The 18,727-nt window shown below is 38.9% G+C and carries 16 protein-coding genes; 9 read left to right on the forward strand and 7 right to left on the reverse strand.

The annotated features are described in order from the left end of the window. Window positions 1-176: 176 nt before the first annotated feature. The 4 genes from A3H37_09650 to A3H37_09665 all read right to left on the reverse strand — a co-directional run bounded on the left by A3H37_09650 (window position 177) and on the right by A3H37_09665 (window position 4,796). The gene (locus A3H37_09650; GenBank protein ID OGL49863.1) at window positions 177-896 is read right to left on the reverse strand and encodes a hypothetical protein; all 720 of its coding nucleotides are present in this window, start codon (window positions 894-896) and stop codon (window positions 177-179) included. Between the two features lie 305 nt (window positions 897-1,201). After that, complete coding sequence (locus A3H37_09655; GenBank protein OGL49864.1) at window positions 1,202-2,356, reverse strand: acyl-CoA dehydrogenase; 1,155 nt, start codon at window positions 2,354-2,356, stop codon at window positions 1,202-1,204. A 149-nt stretch (window positions 2,357-2,505) separates the two neighbouring features. Continuing rightward, the gene (locus A3H37_09660; protein ID OGL49865.1) at window positions 2,506-3,303 is read right to left on the reverse strand and encodes a hypothetical protein; all 798 of its coding nucleotides are present in this window, start codon (window positions 3,301-3,303) and stop codon (window positions 2,506-2,508) included. A gap of 266 nt (window positions 3,304-3,569) precedes the next feature. Beyond that, on the reverse strand, window positions 3,570-4,796 hold the full coding sequence (locus A3H37_09665; GenBank protein ID OGL49866.1) for a TIGR00300 family protein: 1,227 nt from the start codon (window positions 4,794-4,796) through the stop codon (window positions 3,570-3,572). 471 nt (window positions 4,797-5,267) lie between these two features. On the opposite strand from A3H37_09665, the gene A3H37_09670 reads away from it, so the two are divergent. The 8 genes from A3H37_09670 to A3H37_09705 all read left to right on the forward strand — a co-directional run bounded on the left by A3H37_09670 (window position 5,268) and on the right by A3H37_09705 (window position 15,230). Continuing rightward, window positions 5,268-5,723 carry a dTDP-4-dehydrorhamnose 3,5-epimerase gene (locus tag A3H37_09670; GenBank protein OGL49867.1) on the forward strand — a complete coding sequence of 152 codons (456 nt, stop codon included), beginning with the start codon at window positions 5,268-5,270 and terminating at the stop codon, window positions 5,721-5,723. A 15-nt stretch (window positions 5,724-5,738) separates the two neighbouring features. Beyond that, on the forward strand, window positions 5,739-6,707 hold the full coding sequence (locus A3H37_09675; protein ID OGL49868.1) for an octaprenyl diphosphate synthase: 969 nt from the start codon (window positions 5,739-5,741) through the stop codon (window positions 6,705-6,707). A gap of 284 nt (window positions 6,708-6,991) precedes the next feature. Continuing rightward, window positions 6,992-7,207: a hypothetical protein gene (locus tag A3H37_09680; GenBank protein ID OGL49869.1), complete on the forward strand. Its 216-nt coding sequence runs from the start codon at window positions 6,992-6,994 to the stop codon at window positions 7,205-7,207. Window positions 7,208-7,306: 99 nt separating this feature from the next. Beyond that, entirely contained in the window at window positions 7,307-8,716 is a 1,410-nt protein-coding gene (locus tag A3H37_09685; protein OGL49930.1) for a peptidase C69, read from the forward strand. Between the two features lie 270 nt (window positions 8,717-8,986). Beyond that, window positions 8,987-10,792, forward strand: a complete 1,806-nt coding sequence (locus tag A3H37_09690) for a type IV-A pilus assembly ATPase PilB (protein ID OGL49870.1) — start codon at window positions 8,987-8,989, stop codon at window positions 10,790-10,792. 27 nt (window positions 10,793-10,819) lie between these two features. Continuing rightward, a complete protein-coding gene (locus A3H37_09695; GenBank protein OGL49871.1) occupies window positions 10,820-12,025 on the forward strand; it encodes a pilus assembly protein PilC in 1,206 nt (401 codons plus the stop codon). 43 nt (window positions 12,026-12,068) lie between these two features. Beyond that, complete coding sequence (locus tag A3H37_09700; protein ID OGL49872.1) at window positions 12,069-13,775, forward strand: hypothetical protein; 1,707 nt, start codon at window positions 12,069-12,071, stop codon at window positions 13,773-13,775. Window positions 13,776-13,835: 60 nt separating this feature from the next. After that, a complete protein-coding gene (locus A3H37_09705; GenBank protein OGL49873.1) occupies window positions 13,836-15,230 on the forward strand; it encodes a Fis family transcriptional regulator in 1,395 nt (464 codons plus the stop codon). Between the two features lie 62 nt (window positions 15,231-15,292). Here A3H37_09705 and A3H37_09710 read toward each other — a convergent pair whose 3' ends face one another. Genes A3H37_09710 through A3H37_09720 form a run of 3 tightly spaced genes read right to left on the reverse strand, consistent with a single transcriptional unit; the run spans window position 15,293 to window position 17,942 of the window. Beyond that, the gene (locus A3H37_09710) at window positions 15,293-17,236 is read right to left on the reverse strand and encodes an acetate--CoA ligase (GenBank protein ID OGL49874.1); all 1,944 of its coding nucleotides are present in this window, start codon (window positions 17,234-17,236) and stop codon (window positions 15,293-15,295) included. A 57-nt stretch (window positions 17,237-17,293) separates the two neighbouring features. Continuing rightward, complete coding sequence (locus A3H37_09715) at window positions 17,294-17,605, reverse strand: hypothetical protein (GenBank protein ID OGL49875.1); 312 nt, start codon at window positions 17,603-17,605, stop codon at window positions 17,294-17,296. Window positions 17,606-17,642: 37 nt separating this feature from the next. Then, window positions 17,643-17,942, reverse strand: a complete 300-nt coding sequence (locus A3H37_09720; protein OGL49876.1) for a hypothetical protein — start codon at window positions 17,940-17,942, stop codon at window positions 17,643-17,645. A gap of 198 nt (window positions 17,943-18,140) precedes the next feature. On the opposite strand from A3H37_09720, the gene A3H37_09725 reads away from it, so the two are divergent. Next, window positions 18,141-18,659: a hypothetical protein gene (locus A3H37_09725; protein ID OGL49877.1), complete on the forward strand. Its 519-nt coding sequence runs from the start codon at window positions 18,141-18,143 to the stop codon at window positions 18,657-18,659. Window positions 18,660-18,727: the final 68 nt, after the last annotated feature.

An 18,727-nucleotide genomic window follows, 5' to 3' on the forward strand; every position in this document is an offset into this window, starting at 1 on the left:
TATCTTCTTCTCTGAACCAAAGGCTCATGTTAGTTTGCCTAAAAATATATATAAAAATTTATCAGAAAGTTAGAAGCTTGACAACTTAAATGTTTGTTTTTTAGGAAAGGATAAAAAAAACCGCACCCGGAAGGGTGCGGTTTCATGATTAACTAATGAGGAATTAAGCTATAAAATTACTTGCTGGATTTCTTTCTAAATAATGACATCCCTATAAGGGCAGTTCCTAAAAGCAGCAGAGTTGAAGGTTCTGGGACTGGATTCTCATTAGTGCTTTCAATGAAGTCCATAGTCATATCAGCAGAAGCCCCCCCCATAATTAAAAGGCTGATAGCCCCAACATTGGCAAAGTCAGCTGCCGAGGTACCTCCCGTAGTAAAACTGGAAAACAGGGCATTTAAAGTTAGTGGAATAGCATGTGGGGTACGGGTAAATGTGAAATAAGACCATTGGGTAGCACTTGTATAAACGCTTAGTGTTATTGGACTGGAATATAAATCATCATCATAGAGTACTCGCATGGCTATGTTATCATTAGCTCCGCTTTCCGTAAGGTCTGCCCCTCCAAGGCCTGTATAATCTATAGCTGGAAGTCCATCACCACCATCCCATACAATCTGGGCGGAGCCGGTAGTCGCTGAATCAAGATTAAATTTCAGGCTGAATGATGAAGGAGGGACATTAGATGTTAATGAACCGGCGACACCACTACTTACTGTCAATTCCATATCCCGCTCGCCTCCAATACCCCCACTTACACTTGAGCTAGTATAACCAGGACTTGGTAGTGAAAGTGTCTGAGATGTGGTAAACGAATCTATAAGAAGTGCCTGTGTATTGTTGGCAAGTATCACAGTAAATGCTGCTAAAAATATAATAACCTTTAGATATTTCATCACAAACTCCTTAGTTTAAAAAATTAAAATTACTCTAAACATCTTTAATTTTTGTTAATGCAATTTTTATGCCATTCTAAAATAGCATTCTATTTTTTCTTCTAACCCATTGTAATAATTTATAAAAATTCTTTTTGATACTTGTATTCGGTTAAAGTTATTTTTTCTTTTTTAAGTAAAAAATGTTCAAAAACCCGACGTTTTTTCTATAAAAATCTAACTCATTGAAATATAAGTCTAAAAAGTGTTCAAAATCCCGACACTTCTAAGAATGACTTATCAGAATAGGACAGGTTGTTGAATAGTTATACAATTGCCCTTAATCCCAGAACATTCTCTGCAATAATAAGCTTTTGAATCTGCGAGGTTCCTTCATAAATTGTAGCTACTCTTGCATCACGGTAATACCTTTCAACAGGGAAATCATCACAATAACCGTATCCGCCGTGAATCTGGATGGCATCGTGGGAAGCCCTGACTGCTGCTTCTGTGCAGAAGTATTTTGCGATTGAGGTCTCAACAGTATTTCTGATTTTTTTATTCTTCAAATCTCCAGCCCTGTAAACAAGAAGCCGACCTGCATCCCTGTCAACCGCCATCTTTGCAATCATATCCTGAACAAGCTGGAACTCCCCGATTGGCTTGCCGAATGCTTTTCTTTCTCTTGCATAGGTTGTGCAGGCATCGATGCAACCCTGAATTATTCCAACACACCCTGCTGCAACGCTGTACCTGCCGTTATCAAGGCAAGCCATTGCAATTTTAAATCCCTCTCCTACTTCTCCAAAAAGGCAGTTTTCAGGGATTTCAACGTCTTCAAGAAAAAGGGCTGCGGTATTGCTTGCCCTGAGTCCCATTTTCCCTGTGATTTCGTTTGATGAGAAACCCCTGGTTTTTGTATCAACGATGAATGCGGCAATCCCTTTATGTTTTTTGGCTTTGTCTGTTTGTGCAAAAAGAATGGCTATGTCTGCTATTCCGCCATTTGAAATCCACATCTTGCTGCCATTCAAAATCCATTTTCCGTTTTTATACCTTGCTGTTGTTGTTTGTTTTGAAGCATCACTTCCTGCGTCAGGTTCAGTCAGGGCAAAGCAGCCTATAATTTCTCCTTTACAAAGAGCGGGGATATATTTTTTCTTCTGCTCTTCAGTTCCCCATTCAAGTATACCAAGCTCAATCAGGGAGATTTGAACAGATATTGTAGTCCTTATTGACGAGTCAACCCTGCCTATCTCCTCGCTCATTACTGCATAGCTGATATAATCAAAACCGCTTCCTCCGTATTCCTGCGGCACAGGTCCTCCGAGAAATCCAAGAGAAGCCATCTTTTTTAAAATATCCTCAGGGAAATGGCAATTCCTGTCATTTTCTTTTGCGTGGGGAGCTATTTCTTCATCAGCAAACTTTTTAGCCATCTTCCTTATCATTAACTGTTCTTCAGTGAAATCGAAGTTCATAAAAAATCCCTCCTTTAATGAACAGCTGAAGTAATGTCAAATTCTAAAACTCAAAGTTCAAATAACTAAAAATTTTGATATTTGAGTTTTGACATTCATTTGACATTTTGATTTTGACCTTTGCATTTTATTCAATATAACATATATATCTAAATAAATAATACCAAACATTTTGCACTTCCGCCAGCCTTTATGAATTCAGAAAGATTGGTTTCAAATACCCTGTATTTTAATTTCAGCAGCTTGTTCTTCAAGCCATCACAGCCGGAGTTTAAAACAACATCCCTTCCTATGCATATTGCATTACACCCAAATTTTAATGCCTCGGTTTTTTTTACGGCTATGCTTTTCTTGATATAATTTTTAATTATTTTCCTTCCAAACAAGTCAAATGCATATGGATAATATGCTATCTCACCATTGGAGAGAGGAAGAAAACAGGTGTCCAAGTGATAGAATTTCTGGTTTACCAACTCAAGCGAAAGGATTCTTTTATTTATAATTTTTGAGATTCTTGTATGTGCATTTATGTCAGACCTTATAATATACCCTGCATAAAAATTTTCTCCGCATAGAAGAAGGTCTCCCTCTCCTTCAAAATTCGTTTCTTCAGGCAGTTCCTCTATCCTGTAACCGTTTTTCTTGAACCATTTTTCAAAAAACCCTGACTCCCCCTTCCTCTGTTTGAATCTGAAATTGCTTTTTATGAATGTATTGTTGAATACAAATCCGGCATTTGCAGTAAATACCATGTCAGGGTAATTTTTCTGAGGTTCAATTAATTTTATTTCAATGCCTATTTTCCTATTGATAAGGTTATATAAATCTTCCCATTGCTTCCTTGAGAGTTTCTTGTCAGAATCTTTTTTAACATCCATCCACGGATTAATTTCATACCTGATGCCGTAATAGTCAGGAGGGCACATTAATATAGATTTCTTTATCATTGTTTATATTGTGGCTTTTGTGAAATGTAGAAACAGGTCTTCAGACCTGTTAAAAAAAACAGATTTACAGAAATGTTATTGCGAGGAGCTATTTCGCGACGAAGCAATCTCTGCTTAGGGTTATAAGTTTTAAGTAGTAAGTTTTAATTGAGATTGCTTCGCTTCGCTCGCAATGACAGACATGAAATTGTCGGTCATCCTGTGAAGGTCTGTTTCTACAAATTATTTTTTTCAGGAAATTTATAATCTCCTGTTTAACAGCGTTTCTATATCTGGAACAGGTAATTAGTTAACTCCCTTAAAAAAAGTTCTGCATCGGTTACAAGACCAATAGCCTGAAAACTCCCCCTGTCAGCAAGCTTTGTTACCATTTCGGGATTTATGTCAACACATACTGTAGTAACAGATGAAGGAAGAATATTGCCTATTGCTATGGAGTGAAGCATTGATGCAATCATTATTGAAAGAGAAACATCTTTTATTTTGTTGCGCATCAGCGCCTGTGCTTCATTTGTATCTGTAATTACTTCAGGCAAAGGCCCATCATCTCGGATTGAACCTGCAAGAACGAAATCGACACCATTTTTTATGCAGGAATACAGGATTCCTTCCCGCAGTATTCCCTTCTCAACAGCTTTTTTTATTCCACCAGCTTTTCTTATGGTGTTTATTGTCCTGAGATGATGTTCATGACCTCTTTTGGTCTGAACGCCCTCTTTTAAAGAGACACCAAGGGATGTCCCGAACAGCGAGGCTTCAATATCGTGGGTTGCAAACCCGTTTCCGGAAAACAGGATGTCAATAAACCCTTCATTAATTAAGATTTCTAAATATTTTCTTGCTCCGGTATGGATAATTGCAGGTCCGCAGACAAAAAGGATTTTTCCTTTCCTCTTGCTTTTTATCTCTTTCATATTCTCTGCTATGTTTTTAATGATAAGCCATTTTGATTTCTCAGGAGATATTGAACTGCCCATAAACTCAAAGACACCCTTATGCTTGATTCTTTTTCCTGGGTCAACCCTTACTCCATCATGACCTAAAACTATTTTATCTCCTCTTTTTACTTCATTCATTTTTATACAATATGCCTTCTTAAAGTCATTTGTGACTGCGATACCGCTGTCCATGCAGATATTTTCTACCTGAAGCCATTTCCCTTTAATATAAATTTCTGCTGGAAGATTGGTGGTTATGTGAAAGTTATCAGGAAAGATTCCATCATTTTCTGTTTCTTTTAATTTGACCTCTGTCTGCCTGACCGGAGCAGCGCCGAGCTTAAGGATTCTTGACATTATGTTTTCAATGATTGGTTTTGATGGGGCTGTTACTTTTATTCTGGCGTAACTCGGGTCTTTTTTTGTCCTTCCTATTTTTATTTCCTCTGATTCGTAGTTTCCGCCGTGGTCCAGAATTTCATCAAAAATTTTGGGAAGGGTTAATGAATCAATGATGTGTCCTTTTATTTCAATAAGCTCTGAAAACTTTTTCATAAATTTTAAAAAATATGTTTGACGTTTGAATTAAATGCGAATTTTTTGTAAAGACAAGCTAAACAGTCTGACCGAGAATGGTCATTGCGAGGAGCAAAGCGGTTGCGAGGCAAAGCCGAAGCAAACCCGGAGCAGATTCCTTCGCTTCGCTCGGAACAAGCTCCGCAATCTGACCCGAAGGGTCATTACGAGAGCCGATTTATCGGCTCGTGGTAATCTCATTAGATTGCTTCGCTTAAGCTCGCAACGACTTCGTCGGATTGCCACGCTCCCTTCGGTCGCTCGCAATGACAAAAGGGAATTCTCAGTCAGCCTGTTAAGCTGCGTTAGCAAAAAGTTAAAATATATTTAATTATATATTAGTTATTGAAATTATAAAAGAGAAATATTTTGTTGTGAAGTTTTTTCATTGACGAAAAATATTGCCTGTGATAGCTGATTAAAAATAGTTTGAATGGAGGGAAAAGAGAGTTGATTGACGGAGTAAAAGTAAAAAAATTAAAGGTCATTCCTGATGAAAGAGGCAGGCTGATGGAAATTCTGCGCTGCGATGATGAATGTTTTATAAAGTTTGGACAGGTGTATATGACCACAGCATATCCAAACGTGGTAAAGGCATGGCATTATCATAAAAATCAGGCGGATAATTTTGTTGTTGTAAAAGGGATGATGAAACTGGTTTTATTCGACCAGAGAAGTGATTCTCCAACCCATAAAGAGATAAACGAATTTTTCATTGGTGAACATAACCCAATGCTTGTACAGATTCCAAATTTGGTTGTTCACGGGTTTAAATGCATAGGGGAAACTGAAGCGCTTGTTCTCAACTGCCCTACAGAAAAATATGATTATAAAAATCCTGATGAGCACAGGATTGATCCATACAATAATGATATTCCTTATAACTGGAATGTTAAGGAAGGGTAAGGACGGGAATCAGTTATGCTTGATTTTTTAAAACCAATAGAGGAAGACCTTGAGTTTGTTGAAAGAGAGACATATGAAAGACTCAAAAACAATGTTTCTCTGATTTCAAACATAGGCATGCATATCGCAAAAAGCGGTGGCAAGAGGTTGAGGCCCGCACTCGTGCTCCTTTCAGCAAAACTATGCGGTTACACAGGAGAAAGGAGTATTGATATAGCTTGTGTGGTTGAATTTATCCATACTGCAACCCTTCTTCATGATGATGTGGTGGATGAAGCAGATATAAGAAGAGGGAGCCCTTCTGCGAATTCTAAATGGGGAAGCGAGGCAAGCATACTTGTTGGAGACTATCTATTTTCCAAGGCATTTTCGCTTCTGGTCAGGAGTTCAGACTTAAGAATAATGGAGTCGCTTTCAGGGGCTTCAATAAAAATGGCAGAGGGAGAGGTTCTGCAGTTATCAAAACGCCATGATATAAACATCTCCAAGGAATGCTACATTGATATAATAACACGAAAGACAGCAGAATTGATTTCTTCCTGCTGTGAGGTTGGCGCTATTATTGCAAAAGCCAAAACAGAGGAAGAAGAGGCACTGGCATCTTACGGGAGAAATATTGGCATAGCTTTTCAGCTTGTTGATGATACTCTGGACTTTATAGCAAAAAGGGAGAAGCTCGGGAAGCCCCTTGGCAATGATTTGAAAGAGGGGAAGATCACAATGCCTCTTTTGAAGGTGGTAGAAAGCGAGTCAGAAGAAAATATAGAGAAAATAAAAAAGATTTTATCCCATTCAGGTTTAAATGGAAATGGCGTTGTGTTTATATTGGACCTTGTAAAAAAGCATAACGGAATTGAATATGCGCTTGACATGGCGGCAGATTACAGCCGGAAAGCAAAAGAAAACCTTGCAATATTTCCATTCTCAAAAGAAAAAGGGCTTTTACTTGAACTGGCTGATTATATAGTAAAAAGGGACCACTAAGGATTATTTCTGGTAAAGTGCTAATTGTCTAACAATCTCTTTAATATGATTTAAGCCATTCATAAAATTACATTGAAAATTTCAAATATCAAATTCCAAACAAATTTAAATTAACAAAATTCAAAGTTTGAAACAATTTGGAGCATTCAAGTAGTGAAAATCCCCCCATCCCCCCTTTGACAAAGGGGGGTTAGGGGGGATTTAGATGACTCAATGGAATTGTCGGACAGCCTGCAAACTGCGTGGAGATTTAATTTAAATATTATTTAAAATTTATTATTATTATGAATACTATTCAGATTAAGGCAGTGGTTGACTCGAAAAATATTGTTTTTCTTCACTGGATAATAGAGTCATATGATGGTATTGCAATAATGAGTATTATGGACTCAAAGCAGGGATTGGTTGAATTTCATATTTCACCGGATTTAACTGAAACATTCAAAAAGCTCATAACCTCGCTTGATTTTAAGGTGGAAATGCTGGAATCATCTGGATAAAAGAATTCAATGTTTAAGTGGCACATTGAATATTCTCAATAAAAAAGGCATTTGCAAAAGGACCCTATAGAAAAATAATAAGGAGATTGCTGAAAAATGATGTCAGAAATATTTTCTAAAATAGACTGCGGAAGAGTTTTAAGAGAAGCACTTTTAGGTGGCGGAGAATTTGCTGATGTCTTTCTGGAAATGAAACAGACAACTTCTATAATCATGGAAGATAATAAGATAGAAGAAGTTCTGACAGGATTTGAGCAGGGCGCCGGAATACGTGTTATTTCTGACTTTAAGACATTTTATGCTTACACAAATAATTTGACTGAAAAAGACCTTTTTCAGGTTGCTTCAGCTCTTAAGCAGGCAGTAAGTTCCGGGAAAAGCGATATTGTAGTTGATTTAAGCAGATCGGTTGTAAATGGCATGGGAGAAATAGAAAAACATCCTGAATCAATAACCACAGACAGAAAAGTAGAGATTGTGAAAAACGCAAACGAATGGATTCCGAAAGGCGAGAAAAGAATCCGTCAGGCAAAGATAGTATATGGTGATTCAATTCAGCAAATGGGAATAGCAAATTCTGAAGGGATGGCTGTAACTGATGAACGGGTAAATACAATCTTTCTTGTCCAGATTGTTGCTGGCAAAGACGGGATAATTCAGACAGGGTATGAGCCTGCAGGAGGGAGCATAGGCTTTGAGCTTTTTGATTCTGTATCAACAAAAGATATTGCGAGAAAAGCCCTCGAAAGGGCTTTTATGATGCTTGAAGCTCAAAAGGCACCCGGAGGGGAGATGCCTGTGGTTATTTCAAGTGAAGCCGGTGGAACAATGGTTCATGAGGCAGTCGGACATGGGCTTGAGGGTGATTTCAACCATGAAAGGATTTCAGTCTATTCGGGTAAAACCGGTTCTCTGATAGCCTCTCCACTTGTGACAGTTGTGGATGATTCAACAATTCCTAAAAAAAGGGGCTCTTTCAGGTTTGACGATGAGGGTGTTAGGGCGCAGAGGACAATGCTGATTGAGAACGGAGTTTTGAAAAATTTTTTATACGACAGGTTAACAGCCATGAAGGATGGAAAGACTTCTACAGGGAATGGCAGGAGACAATCCTTCCGCTATAAACCCATACCGCGGATGACCAATACCCTTATTGTTCCTGGCAGGCACAATCCAGAAGAGATAATTTCCAGTACTGAAAACGGTTTGTTTGTCAGAAAAATGGGTGGTGGACAGGTAAACCCCACAAATGGGGAATTCGTCTTTGAGGTTAGCGAGGGATATTTGATTGAAAACGGCAGAGTTACTAACCCGGTTAGAGGAGCTACTCTGGCAGGCAATGGCCCCCAGGTGCTCAGGGACATAGATATGGTTGGCAATGACCTCGGGTTTGCTATAGGCACCTGTGGCAAGGATGGACAGGGAGCTCCTGTCGCAGATGCCCAGCCTACACTTAGGATAAAGAAACTTGTAGTAGGGGGTGAAGGAAAGCCTCCGTGGAAAAGCTAAAAATGCACAACCTACGCATTGCCCGCAGTTTGCTGCAGGGAGCTTCAAATTCTAAAACCACAAACAAATTATTATTTATTTTCAGACAAGAAACAATCTTTATCCCTCCTCCAATATCCTTGACAAAGAGCCTGCGAATCACTTAAAATTTAATATTCAGAAGGCGAAAGTATAAATTTGAAGCCCTTAGAAGTAAGAAATTAAATTCCAAATCCGAAATCATAAGCTATATTAAACGAGAAAACTCAAAGATAAAATGATAGGAGTAAGATGGCAAGGTTTGGAGAACTCTTAATCGAAGCAGGTCTGATTAACAATGAACAGTTGGAAGAGGCATTAAAGAGCCAGAAAGAGCTTGGCGGAAGACTGGGTTCCATATTAGTTAAAAGGGGGCTGATTTCTGAGGATACTGTTACCTCTTTCCTGAGCCAGCAGTACGGAGTTCCGTCAATCAACCTTGATGATTTTGAAATAGACCCTGCAATCTGTAAGCTCATACCTGTGAAAACTGCATTGAAATATGAAGTAATCCCAATAAGCAGAGTTGGTTCAACGCTCACTGTTGCAATGGTTGACCCGTCAAATGTTTTTGCAATAGATGATATCAAGTTTATGACAGGATACAATGTGGAACCAGTAGTTGCTCCTGAGACTGCAATTAAGGAGGCAATAAAGCGCTATTATCACGTTGGCGTTGGAGTTGATAAGGGCAAGGATGAGCCTGAATCTGCACAGCTTGATGCAAAGGATTATGAGATAGAAGATAGTGATGCAATGGATGGGCTTGAAGGAATCGATGAAGGTCCTGTAGTAGATGTTGATGATTTTGACCAGCTGGTTTCAGGGGCAGTGGATACAGTGGAAGTTGTTCAGGAGCAGGAAGATGAAAATGCTTTAAAAGATGTAGATGCCCCAGTAGTAAAGCTGGTTAATGGCATTCTCATAAAAGCCATTAAAATGAAGGTTTCAGATGTCCACATAGAACCATATGAAAAGGTTTTCAGGGTCCGCTACAGAATGGATGGAGTATTGCATAAGGCAATGGGTTTACCATTGAGGATAAAGAATGCCATTACATCAAGAATTAAGATAATGGCTAGGCTTGATATTTCTGAGAGGAGATTGCCGCAGGATGGAAGAATAAAACTTAAGCTTGGAAAAAACAAGGAGATGGATTTTCGTGTTTCGGTGCTGCCAACTCTTTTTGGCGAGAAAGTAGTTTTAAGGCTTCTTGACCAGTCAAATCTGCAGCTTGATATGACAAAGCTTGGTTTTGACAAGGAGCCCCTCAGTGAGTTTCAGGAGGCAATTCACCTTCCCTACGGAATGGTTTTGGTTACAGGTCCGACAGGTAGCGGCAAAACAACAACCCTTTATTCAGCAATAAGTGAATTGAATAAAGTCAGTGAGAATATAATGACTGCAGAAGACCCGGTAGAATTTAACCTTCCAGGAGTAAATCAGGTGCAAATGCACGAGGATATAGGGCTTAACTTTGCTGCTGCCCTTCGTTCCTTTCTGCGCCAGGACCCGGACATAATTCTGGTTGGAGAGATTAGGGACTATGAAACAGCAGAGATAGGAATTAAGGCTTCTCTTACAGGGCATCTTGTCTTAAGTACTCTTCATACAAACAGCGCTCCAGAGACAATTAACAGACTCCTCAATATGGGGGTTGAGCCATTTCTGGTAGCTTCTTCAGTAAATATGATTATAGCCCAGAGACTTGCAAGGAAGGTATGCGCAGGATGCAAGGAACCTGTGGATATAAAAAAAGAAGCACTTGTCGGACTGCAATTTAAAGAGGAAGATTGGGAAAAGGGTTTTACTGTTTATAAAGGCAAAGGGTGTTCTATATGCGGTGGGACCGGTTATAAGGGAAGAGTTGCGCTTTATGAAGTTATGTCGCTTAAAAGGGAAATTCGCGAATTAATCCTTCAGGGCTCCCAGACCCCGGAGATAAAAGCACAAGCAATAAAACTTGGAATGCAGTCACTCCGGAGGAGCGGTTTGAAAAAGATTATGGAAGGAACTACAACTCCGGAAGAGATTGTAAGGGTAACAATGCCAGATTAAAAAAACTAACATATAAGGAGGACTCCAATGCCTGCTTTTGAATATGTTGGAAAAACTCTTAACAGAGAAGTTAGAAAAGGTGAAGTAGATGCTGCAAGCATAGAAGCTGCCAGAGGACTTCTGAGGGCACAGAAGATAATTGTTACTTCGATTAAAAAGAAATCACAGGGTTTAAAATTTCCAAAAAAAGAGGGTAAAGCAAAGGAAAAGGATATACTTATATTTACAAGGCAGTTTTCAACAATGATAGATGCAGGATTGCCTCTTGTTCAATGCCTTGGAATACTTGCTGCGCAATCTGACAAAGAGATATTAAAAACAACACTGACTAAAATAAAAGAAGATGTTGAAACAGGATCAACATTTTCTGAATCTTTAAGAAAGCATCCGAAAGTTTTTGATGATCTTTATGCAAACATGGTTGAGGCTGGAGAGACAGGAGGTATTCTTGATACAGTACTCAACCGTCTTGCCGCTTATATTGAGAAGGCATCAGCCTTAAAGGCAAAAGTCAAAAAGGCAGCGGTTTATCCAATTGCAATACTTTCAGTTGCAGTTGTAGTTGTTGCAGCTCTTTTGATATTTGTTATCCCGACCTTTGCAAAAATGTTTTCAGATTTTGGCGGGACTCTTCCTGTTCCAACACAGATGGTAATCAATATGAGCCACTTTGCTGCAAGCTGGAAGGGATTAGTCGTAGTTGCTGTAGTAGTTGGAATAATATTTGCTATCAGAGCTTACGGAAAGACTTCTGCGGGGAGAAAAAACATAGATAAGCTCGTGTTAAAGTTACCGATTTTTGGAGACATCATACGAAAGTCAGCAGTTGCAAAATTCACAAGAACGCTTGGGACATTAATCACAAGCGGAGTCCCTATTCTTGAGGGACTTGATATCGTAGCGAGAACGGCAGGGAATGTAACGATTGCAGATGCAATAATGATGACCCGTATAAGCATTGCAGAAGGTAAGACAATATCCGAGCCATTGGAGAAGACAAAGGTGTTTCCCCCGATGGTTGTGCAGATGATATCGGTTGGAGAAGCAACAGGTTCCCTTGATGCAATGCTTGGAAAAATAGCTGACTTTTATGAGATAGAGGTTGATAATGCAGTTGATGCGCTGACCTCTCTTATGGAACCAGCCCTGATGGTTGTTCTTGGAGGTGTTGTCGGGTTTATATTAATAGCCATGTATTTGCCTATCTTCACCCTTGCAACATCAATTTCATGATTTAGAAGAGCAAGCAGGGAGAGAAATTCAAATTATAAATACCATGGCAGAAATTAACTTCAGTTCGCTCAATCCTTCAGGAATCAAATGGCTCATGACTGCCAGGGTGATTGTTGTCACAGCCCTGCTCGGAACCACTATACTTGTAGAAGCCCAGCATGGTGGTTCTTATATTTCGCCCTATCTTTCTATCCTTTATTTTTTAATAATCGTTACATATTTTCTTACAATTCTTTATTCCCTGCTGCTGAACAGGATAAAAGCCCTTACTCTTTTTGCGTACATCCAGATATTTGGTGATTTGCTTTTTGACAGTACTTTAATCTATATTACAGGTGGGGTCGGGAGTCCTTTCATATTTCTCTATTTTCTGTCAATTATTGCATCGAGCGTAATTTTATTCAGGCAGGGAAGTTTGATTACTGCATCCCTGTCCTGTCTTCTTTTCAGCGCGCTGGCGATTTTTCAGTATAATGATATTCTTCTTCTTCCAATACCAACAATACTTTTAGATATTTCTACCATTTCCCTTTCCCTTAACGCCTTATTTTTTAAAGTTTTTTTAAATATAGCTGCCTTTTATCTGGTTGCATTTTTCAGCAGCAGGGTATCTGAAAGCTTGAGGAGTACACACGAAGAACTTGAGGAGAAAAAAGGGATAGTAAAAGAACTGCAGAACCTTAATGAAAATATATTGCAAAGCCTGACAAACGGTCTCATAACCACAGATTTAAGCGGCATTATTATTTCATTCAACAAGGCTTCTGAGGAGATAACCGGATGGAGAAGAGGGGAAGTGGTTGGAAAATGCTGGGACAACTTTTTTCCACAGTTTCCTGCAAGGGAATTGCTTTTAAAAGTCAAAGTATCTCAGGGGAATTCTTTTACATATGAGATAGAATTTTTAAAGAATCAGAACATGAAATATCTCGGGTTTACAGTTTCACTTCTTAAAGATGAAGGAGGAAATATTACAGGGTTAATTGGCAATTTCAGAGACCTTACTGACATCAGAAAGATGGAAGAGTACCTGAAGCGGATTGACAGGCTTGCTGCCATAGGTGAGGTTGCGGCAGGAATGGCTCACGAAATAAGAAATCCGATGGCATCCATAAGCGGTTCCGTTCAGGTATTGAAGGAAAAGGTAGGGGATAATGGCATAACAGGAAGGCTTATGGATATTGTAATAAAGGAATCTGAGAGGCTTGACGGAATAATTAATAATTTTCTTCAGTATGCAAGACCAAAACCTATACAGTTTGTTTTCTGCAATATTAATTACATCTTGAACAGTGTAGTTACACTTCTTAAGAACAACCCAAAATACGGTTCAAACCTAAATATATCAATCAACTGTGAAACTGAAAACCTTTCTCTGATGGCTGACTCAAAACAGTTGGAGCAGGTTTTCTGGAACCTGGCAATAAATGCGATGGAAGCAATGCCAAACGGAGGAGACTTAAGGATATTGGTTTCAAGAGACAGGAGGAAAAATCATTTTTCAGAAAACTCAAAAAACGATATCCCATATATAAAATTTCTTTTTTCTGATACAGGTGTTGGAATAAGCCATAACAACAGGGCTAAACTGTTTTCTCCATTTTATACCACAAAAGAGGGAGGGACGGGGCTTGGGCTTGCAATTGTTTACAGAATAGTAGAAGAGCATCACGGGATAATAGAAGTTGAAAGCGAACCTGAAAAAGGGTCAAGGTTTATTATTTATCTTCCTGAAAAACAGATGTTATAGGATTCAAGGGTTAGAGAAGTCGATTTTGAAAGTAAGCTTGTATATAAAAGAGGAAACCTAATGGCAAGAATTTTATTGGTTGATGATGAGAAAAACCTGCTTGAGTTTTTAAACATAATGCTTACTCAGGAAGGCTATAATGTTACAGTAGCATACGGAGGCAGGGAGGCAATTGATATTCTTCATAAAAATGAATTTGATGTTGTTATAACTGATATCAAAATGCCAAGGGTCAACGGTCTTGAGGTGCTGAAATTTATAAAAGAAAATTCTCCTGATACAATAGTCATAATGATTACTGCCTTTGCATCTCATGAAACTGCTGTTGAAGCCATGAAAGCAGGCGCCTATGATTACATCACAAAACCTTTTAATAATGACCAGATAAAATTAGTAATAAAAAAAGCAGTTGAAAAAAGGTTGCTCGTTAGAGAGAACCTCTATCTTAAGAGAAAACTGGGGAAAGAAGCCGATTCCCGCGACATCATCGGGAAATCAGAGAAGATAAAGGAAGTTTTTGACCTTGTTGAAAAAGTTGCAAAAACTAATAGCACAGTGCTTATCTACGGAGAAAGCGGAACAGGAAAAGAGCTTGTGGCAAGAGCCATTCATCAAAATAGCAACCGCACTGATAAGCCCTTTGAGACAATCAACTGCGGAGCGCTTCTTGATACATTGCTTGAGAGTGAGCTTTTCGGGCATGAAAAGGGCGCTTTTACAGATGCTGTAAATCTCAAGGAAGGGCTTTTTGAAGTTGCTGACGGAGGGACATTGTTTCTTGATGAGATTGCTGAGACATCTCCCTCAACTCAGGTTAAGCTTCTCAGGGTTCTTCAGGAAATGGAATTAAAGCGAGTTGGAGGAACAAAGACAATAAAGGTTGATGTGAGAATAATAGTAGCTACAAATAAGAACCTGAGAGACAGGGTAATAAACGGTTCTTTCAGGGAAGACCTTTTTTACAGGATTAATGTATTCCCGATTTTTATGCCTCCGTTAAGGGAAAGAACAGAGGATATTGATAACCTTGCGGAGTTTTTTGTTGACAGGTTCTGCCTTAAACTCGGAAGAAAACCTCCCCAGATTCTTCCTCAGACAATGGAGGGTTTAAAGTCTTATGCCTGGCCCGGGAATGTGAGAGAACTTGAGAATGTTATTGAGAGAGTAATGATTCTCTGTACCGGCAACAGGGTTTTTCCCAAGGATTTGCCGGAGGAGATTTTAAAAGGTGAAAAAGAAATTATTTCTAAAGTCAAGAGACAGGAAGAGGAATTAAAGATTCCTGAGATTGCATCTGAAGGAATAGATTTTGAAAAAGTTGTTGGAAATATAGAAAAAAATCTGCTCATGGAGGCTTTAAAAAAAACTGATGGAAGAAAAACAAAGGCAGCAGAACTTTTAAAAATAAGTTTCCGTTCTTTCAGGTATCTTCTGGATAAATATAATTTGGGATGAAGAAATAAGGGGCGGCTTTAGTCGCTCCTATCTGCAGATTACAACTTATCGCTTATAACTTTTTATTCCTCTTCCTCATATCTTTTCTTTAAATCATTAATGACATTTGAATCAGCAAGCGTTGTGGTATCTCCAAGGGTTCGTCCCTCAGCAATATCACGGAGAAGCCTTCGCATTATTTTTCCGCTTCTTGTTTTTGGAAGTTCAGGGGAGAAGAAAAGGTCGTCAGGTCTTGCAAGGGCTCCAATCTTTTTCACAACATGCTCCTTGAGCTCATCAATAAGTTCTTTTGACTGTGTTACACCTTCTTTGAGTGTCACAAAAACTGCCAATGCCTGCCCCTTCAATTCGTGGCTTTTCCCTATGGCAGCAGCCTCAGCCACTGATTTGTGGTCAACAAGGGCACTTTCAACTTCCATTGTGCCTATTCTGTGGCCTGCAACATTTATTACATCATCAACCCTTCCCATTATCCAGAAATATCCATCCTTATCTTTTTTTGCGCCATCTCCTGTAAAATAAATGTCCTTGTATTTGCTCCAGTACTGCTGGACATACCGGTCAGGGTCACCGTATATTGTTCTCAGCATTGAGGGCCAGGGTTTTTTCAAAACTAGAAATCCTCCTGCATTCGAAGGCACCTCAATTCCCTTCTCATCAAGAACTGCAGCCTCAATCCCCGGGAATGGTATTGTTGCAGAACCAGGCTTTGTTGCCACTACTCCTGGGATAGGGGTTATCATAATCATACCTGTTTCAGTCTGCCACCATGTATCAACAATCGGGCATTTTTCATTTCCTATGTTTTTCTGATACCACATCCAGGCTTCAGGGTTTATTGGTTCCCCAACTGTTCCAAGAAGTCTTAATGATAAAAGGTTTCTCTTTTTGGGCCATTCCTCACCCCATTTCATAAATGTCCTGATTGCCGTAGGTGCTGTGTAGAAAACAGTAACTCCGTATTTTTCAATAATTTGCCAGAATCTGTCTTTTTCAGGATAATCCGGGGCACCTTCATACATTACTGTTGTCTGCCCGTTTGCAAGCGGTCCGTAAACAATGTAGCTGTGACCTGTTACCCAACCAATGTCAGCAGTGCACCAGAAAACATCTTCTTTCTTTAAATCAAAAACCCATTTTGTTGTAATATAAACACCTGTCAGGTATCCTCCGGTTGTGTGGACAATCCCTTTTGGCTTTCCAGTGGTTCCACTTGTATAGAGGATATAAAGCATATCCTCGCTGTCCATTTCTTCAGGCTTGCAGTAAAGCTCTGCTTCTTCCATCAAATCATTCCACCAGTGGTCTCTTCCATCCTTCATATGAGCCCCGGATTCCTCTCCGACTCTTTTCACAACTATTACATTTTCGATTGATGGTGTACTCTTCAGGGCTTCATCAACATTTCTCTTGAGGGGAAGAATATTTCCTCTTCTGTAACTTCCATCAGAAGTTATGAGGAGTTTTGACTGTGAATCGTTGATTCTGTCTTTCAGGGACTCAGCGCTGAATCCACCGAAAACAACGCTGTGAGGCGCGCCGATTCTTGTGCAGGCAAGCATTGCTATCGGGAGTTCAGGAATCATTGGCATGTAAATAGTTATCCTGTCTCCCTTTTTAACCCCAAGTTTTTTCAGCACATTGGCAAACTTGTTGACTTCCCTGTAGAGGTCCCAGTAGGTCAGAACCTTTTCATCGCCGGGTTCTCCCTCCCATATTATTGCCGCCTTTGTTTTTTTGGGAGTGTTGATATGGCGGTCAAGACAATTGTATGAGACATTGATTTTTCCGTTAACAAACCACTTTGCCCACGGAGGATTCCACTCAAGGATTTTATCCCATTTTTTAAACCAGTGAAGTTCTCCTGCTATCTTTTCCCAAAATGCCTCAGAGTTTTTCCCTTCTTCGTAGACTTTCTTTTTTGCAATAGCATTCTTCTTGAATTCCTTTGAAGGTTTAAATTTTCTGGTTTCAACAAGAAGAGCTTCTATTGGTTTTTGACTCATACAGTCCTCCTTTAAAATAAAATATTAAATATTAAAAATAAAAATGTTGTATGATTTTCACTCGCCATAGATTATGAGGGTTTTTTGTTTGTAGAGTTCAAAAAGAGGGGTTCCAATATTAAGAATGCGTATATCCATATGATAAACTTGTGTCATTCCTGCTTCCTTCATGACTTCATTAATTTTGTCCATATCCCACTCTGCTGTTATTCCAAGACCGCTAAATGGTTCACGAAATCTATGTATTTTAATCTGGCATTTTTTAGAGCCAACCGGTGTGTTGTTATAATTTGTATCATAGGGGATGGTTACGTACTTAAAGATTCTCCCTCCGTTATTAAAAAAGAATCCGCATCCATTCAATAACAATGTGACTAATAATAAAAAGAATAAAAAGTAATATTTTCTAGTCGCCATATACTATTGTTGTTCTTATTGCAAACAGACCGCTTAAAAATACTAAATCTTTATAATCAGCATGCCTTATTATTTTAAGACCGCCGTTGTCTGCAGCAGCTTTTGAACCAGCGTTGCCAAAGGCGAAGAACCATAAAATTACATAGGCGGAAGCTTTTCCCTGTTTTGTTCCAAGCTCTGTCTTGCTGAAATCTATATCAAGCGGTTGCTGAACGTAGTAAAAACATCCCGAAAGAATGAAAGTTAAAAGGCTTAGAAAGATTACTGCATTAAACAAATTTTTTTTCATTAAATTACCTTTCTCTTTTAAAATGAAACTTGCAAATACTTTATTTCTTTTGATGAAAAGTCAAGAAAAAATTTTTATATAATGTTTGACTATGCAGGGGAAACGGCATAAATTAGAAAAAGAAAAAATAAATATTTATAAATGGCAAGTAAAATATTTTTTTAATTGTTTGTTTAAATTTTTTAAGGAGGTTGTTGCATGGAAAAAACCAGAGAAGAGATTGAAAAGGAGATAACAAATTTTCTTGACGGAGGAGGATACTGCGCGCTTGGGACGTGCAAGGATAATATTCCAAGGGTTACACCTGTTTCTTTTGAAAGCGAGGGTATGAATTTGTGGATAGTTGGAGACCCGGGCGGGAAAATTGAAAATATCAAGGCAAACCCGATGGTTTCAGCCGGTGTTTATTCAAGGATTGAAGATGACAAGGATAATATAAGCCTTCAGATATTCGGGAAAGCAGAACTTGTTACATACGACTCGAATCAGAATGAGTTTATGGACAGGGCAAAGAAAAGGGGAATGATTGATAGGCTTGAATCAAGGAGAAATAAGCAGACAGGACTTGTATATTCTCCGTTCCTTAAAAAAGAGCTTCCAATGGAGGATATTCTGAGAAGGATTGCATTCATAAAAATTATTCCTGACGAGGTTGTATATCTTCATATTAAAACTCAGGGAGGAGGAACGTACAAGGCGAAATGGAAAAGGCAGTAAGAGAGTAAGGGTTTAGAAATGGGAATTAATTATTAGCATCTTTTTGAAAAAGAAATTGGAACTTCCTG

It is taken from the genome of Candidatus Schekmanbacteria bacterium RIFCSPLOWO2_02_FULL_38_14 (assembly GCA_001790855.1).
Taxonomy (GTDB): domain Bacteria; phylum Schekmanbacteria; class GWA2-38-11; order GWA2-38-11; family GWA2-38-11; genus 2-02-FULL-38-14-A.

What these genes read in the sequence shown, in the direction of transcription:
- A3H37_09650 (OGL49863.1), bottom strand. Translation starts at nt 896, where the DNA reads ATGAAATATCTAAAGGTTATTATATTTTTAGCAGCATTTACTGTGATA.
- A3H37_09655 (OGL49864.1), bottom strand. Translation starts at nt 2,356, where the DNA reads ATGAACTTCGATTTCACTGAAGAACAGTTAATGATAAGGAAGATGGCT.
- A3H37_09660 (OGL49865.1), bottom strand. Translation starts at nt 3,303, where the DNA reads ATGATAAAGAAATCTATATTAATGTGCCCTCCTGACTATTACGGCATC.
- A3H37_09665 (OGL49866.1), bottom strand. Translation starts at nt 4,796, where the DNA reads ATGAAAAAGTTTTCAGAGCTTATTGAAATAAAAGGACACATCATTGAT.
- A3H37_09675 (OGL49868.1), top strand. Translation starts at nt 5,739, where the DNA reads ATGCTTGATTTTTTAAAACCAATAGAGGAAGACCTTGAGTTTGTTGAA.
- A3H37_09680 (OGL49869.1), top strand. Translation starts at nt 6,992, where the DNA reads ATGAATACTATTCAGATTAAGGCAGTGGTTGACTCGAAAAATATTGTT.
- A3H37_09685 (OGL49930.1), top strand. Translation starts at nt 7,307, where the DNA reads ATGTCAGAAATATTTTCTAAAATAGACTGCGGAAGAGTTTTAAGAGAA.
- A3H37_09690 (OGL49870.1), top strand. Translation starts at nt 8,987, where the DNA reads ATGGCAAGGTTTGGAGAACTCTTAATCGAAGCAGGTCTGATTAACAAT.
- A3H37_09695 (OGL49871.1), top strand. Translation starts at nt 10,820, where the DNA reads ATGCCTGCTTTTGAATATGTTGGAAAAACTCTTAACAGAGAAGTTAGA.
- A3H37_09700 (OGL49872.1), top strand. Translation starts at nt 12,069, where the DNA reads ATGGCAGAAATTAACTTCAGTTCGCTCAATCCTTCAGGAATCAAATGG.
- A3H37_09705 (OGL49873.1), top strand. Translation starts at nt 13,836, where the DNA reads ATGGCAAGAATTTTATTGGTTGATGATGAGAAAAACCTGCTTGAGTTT.
- A3H37_09710 (OGL49874.1), bottom strand. Translation starts at nt 17,236, where the DNA reads ATGAGTCAAAAACCAATAGAAGCTCTTCTTGTTGAAACCAGAAAATTT.
- A3H37_09720 (OGL49876.1), bottom strand. Translation starts at nt 17,942, where the DNA reads ATGAAAAAAAATTTGTTTAATGCAGTAATCTTTCTAAGCCTTTTAACT.
- A3H37_09725 (OGL49877.1), top strand. Translation starts at nt 18,141, where the DNA reads ATGGAAAAAACCAGAGAAGAGATTGAAAAGGAGATAACAAATTTTCTT.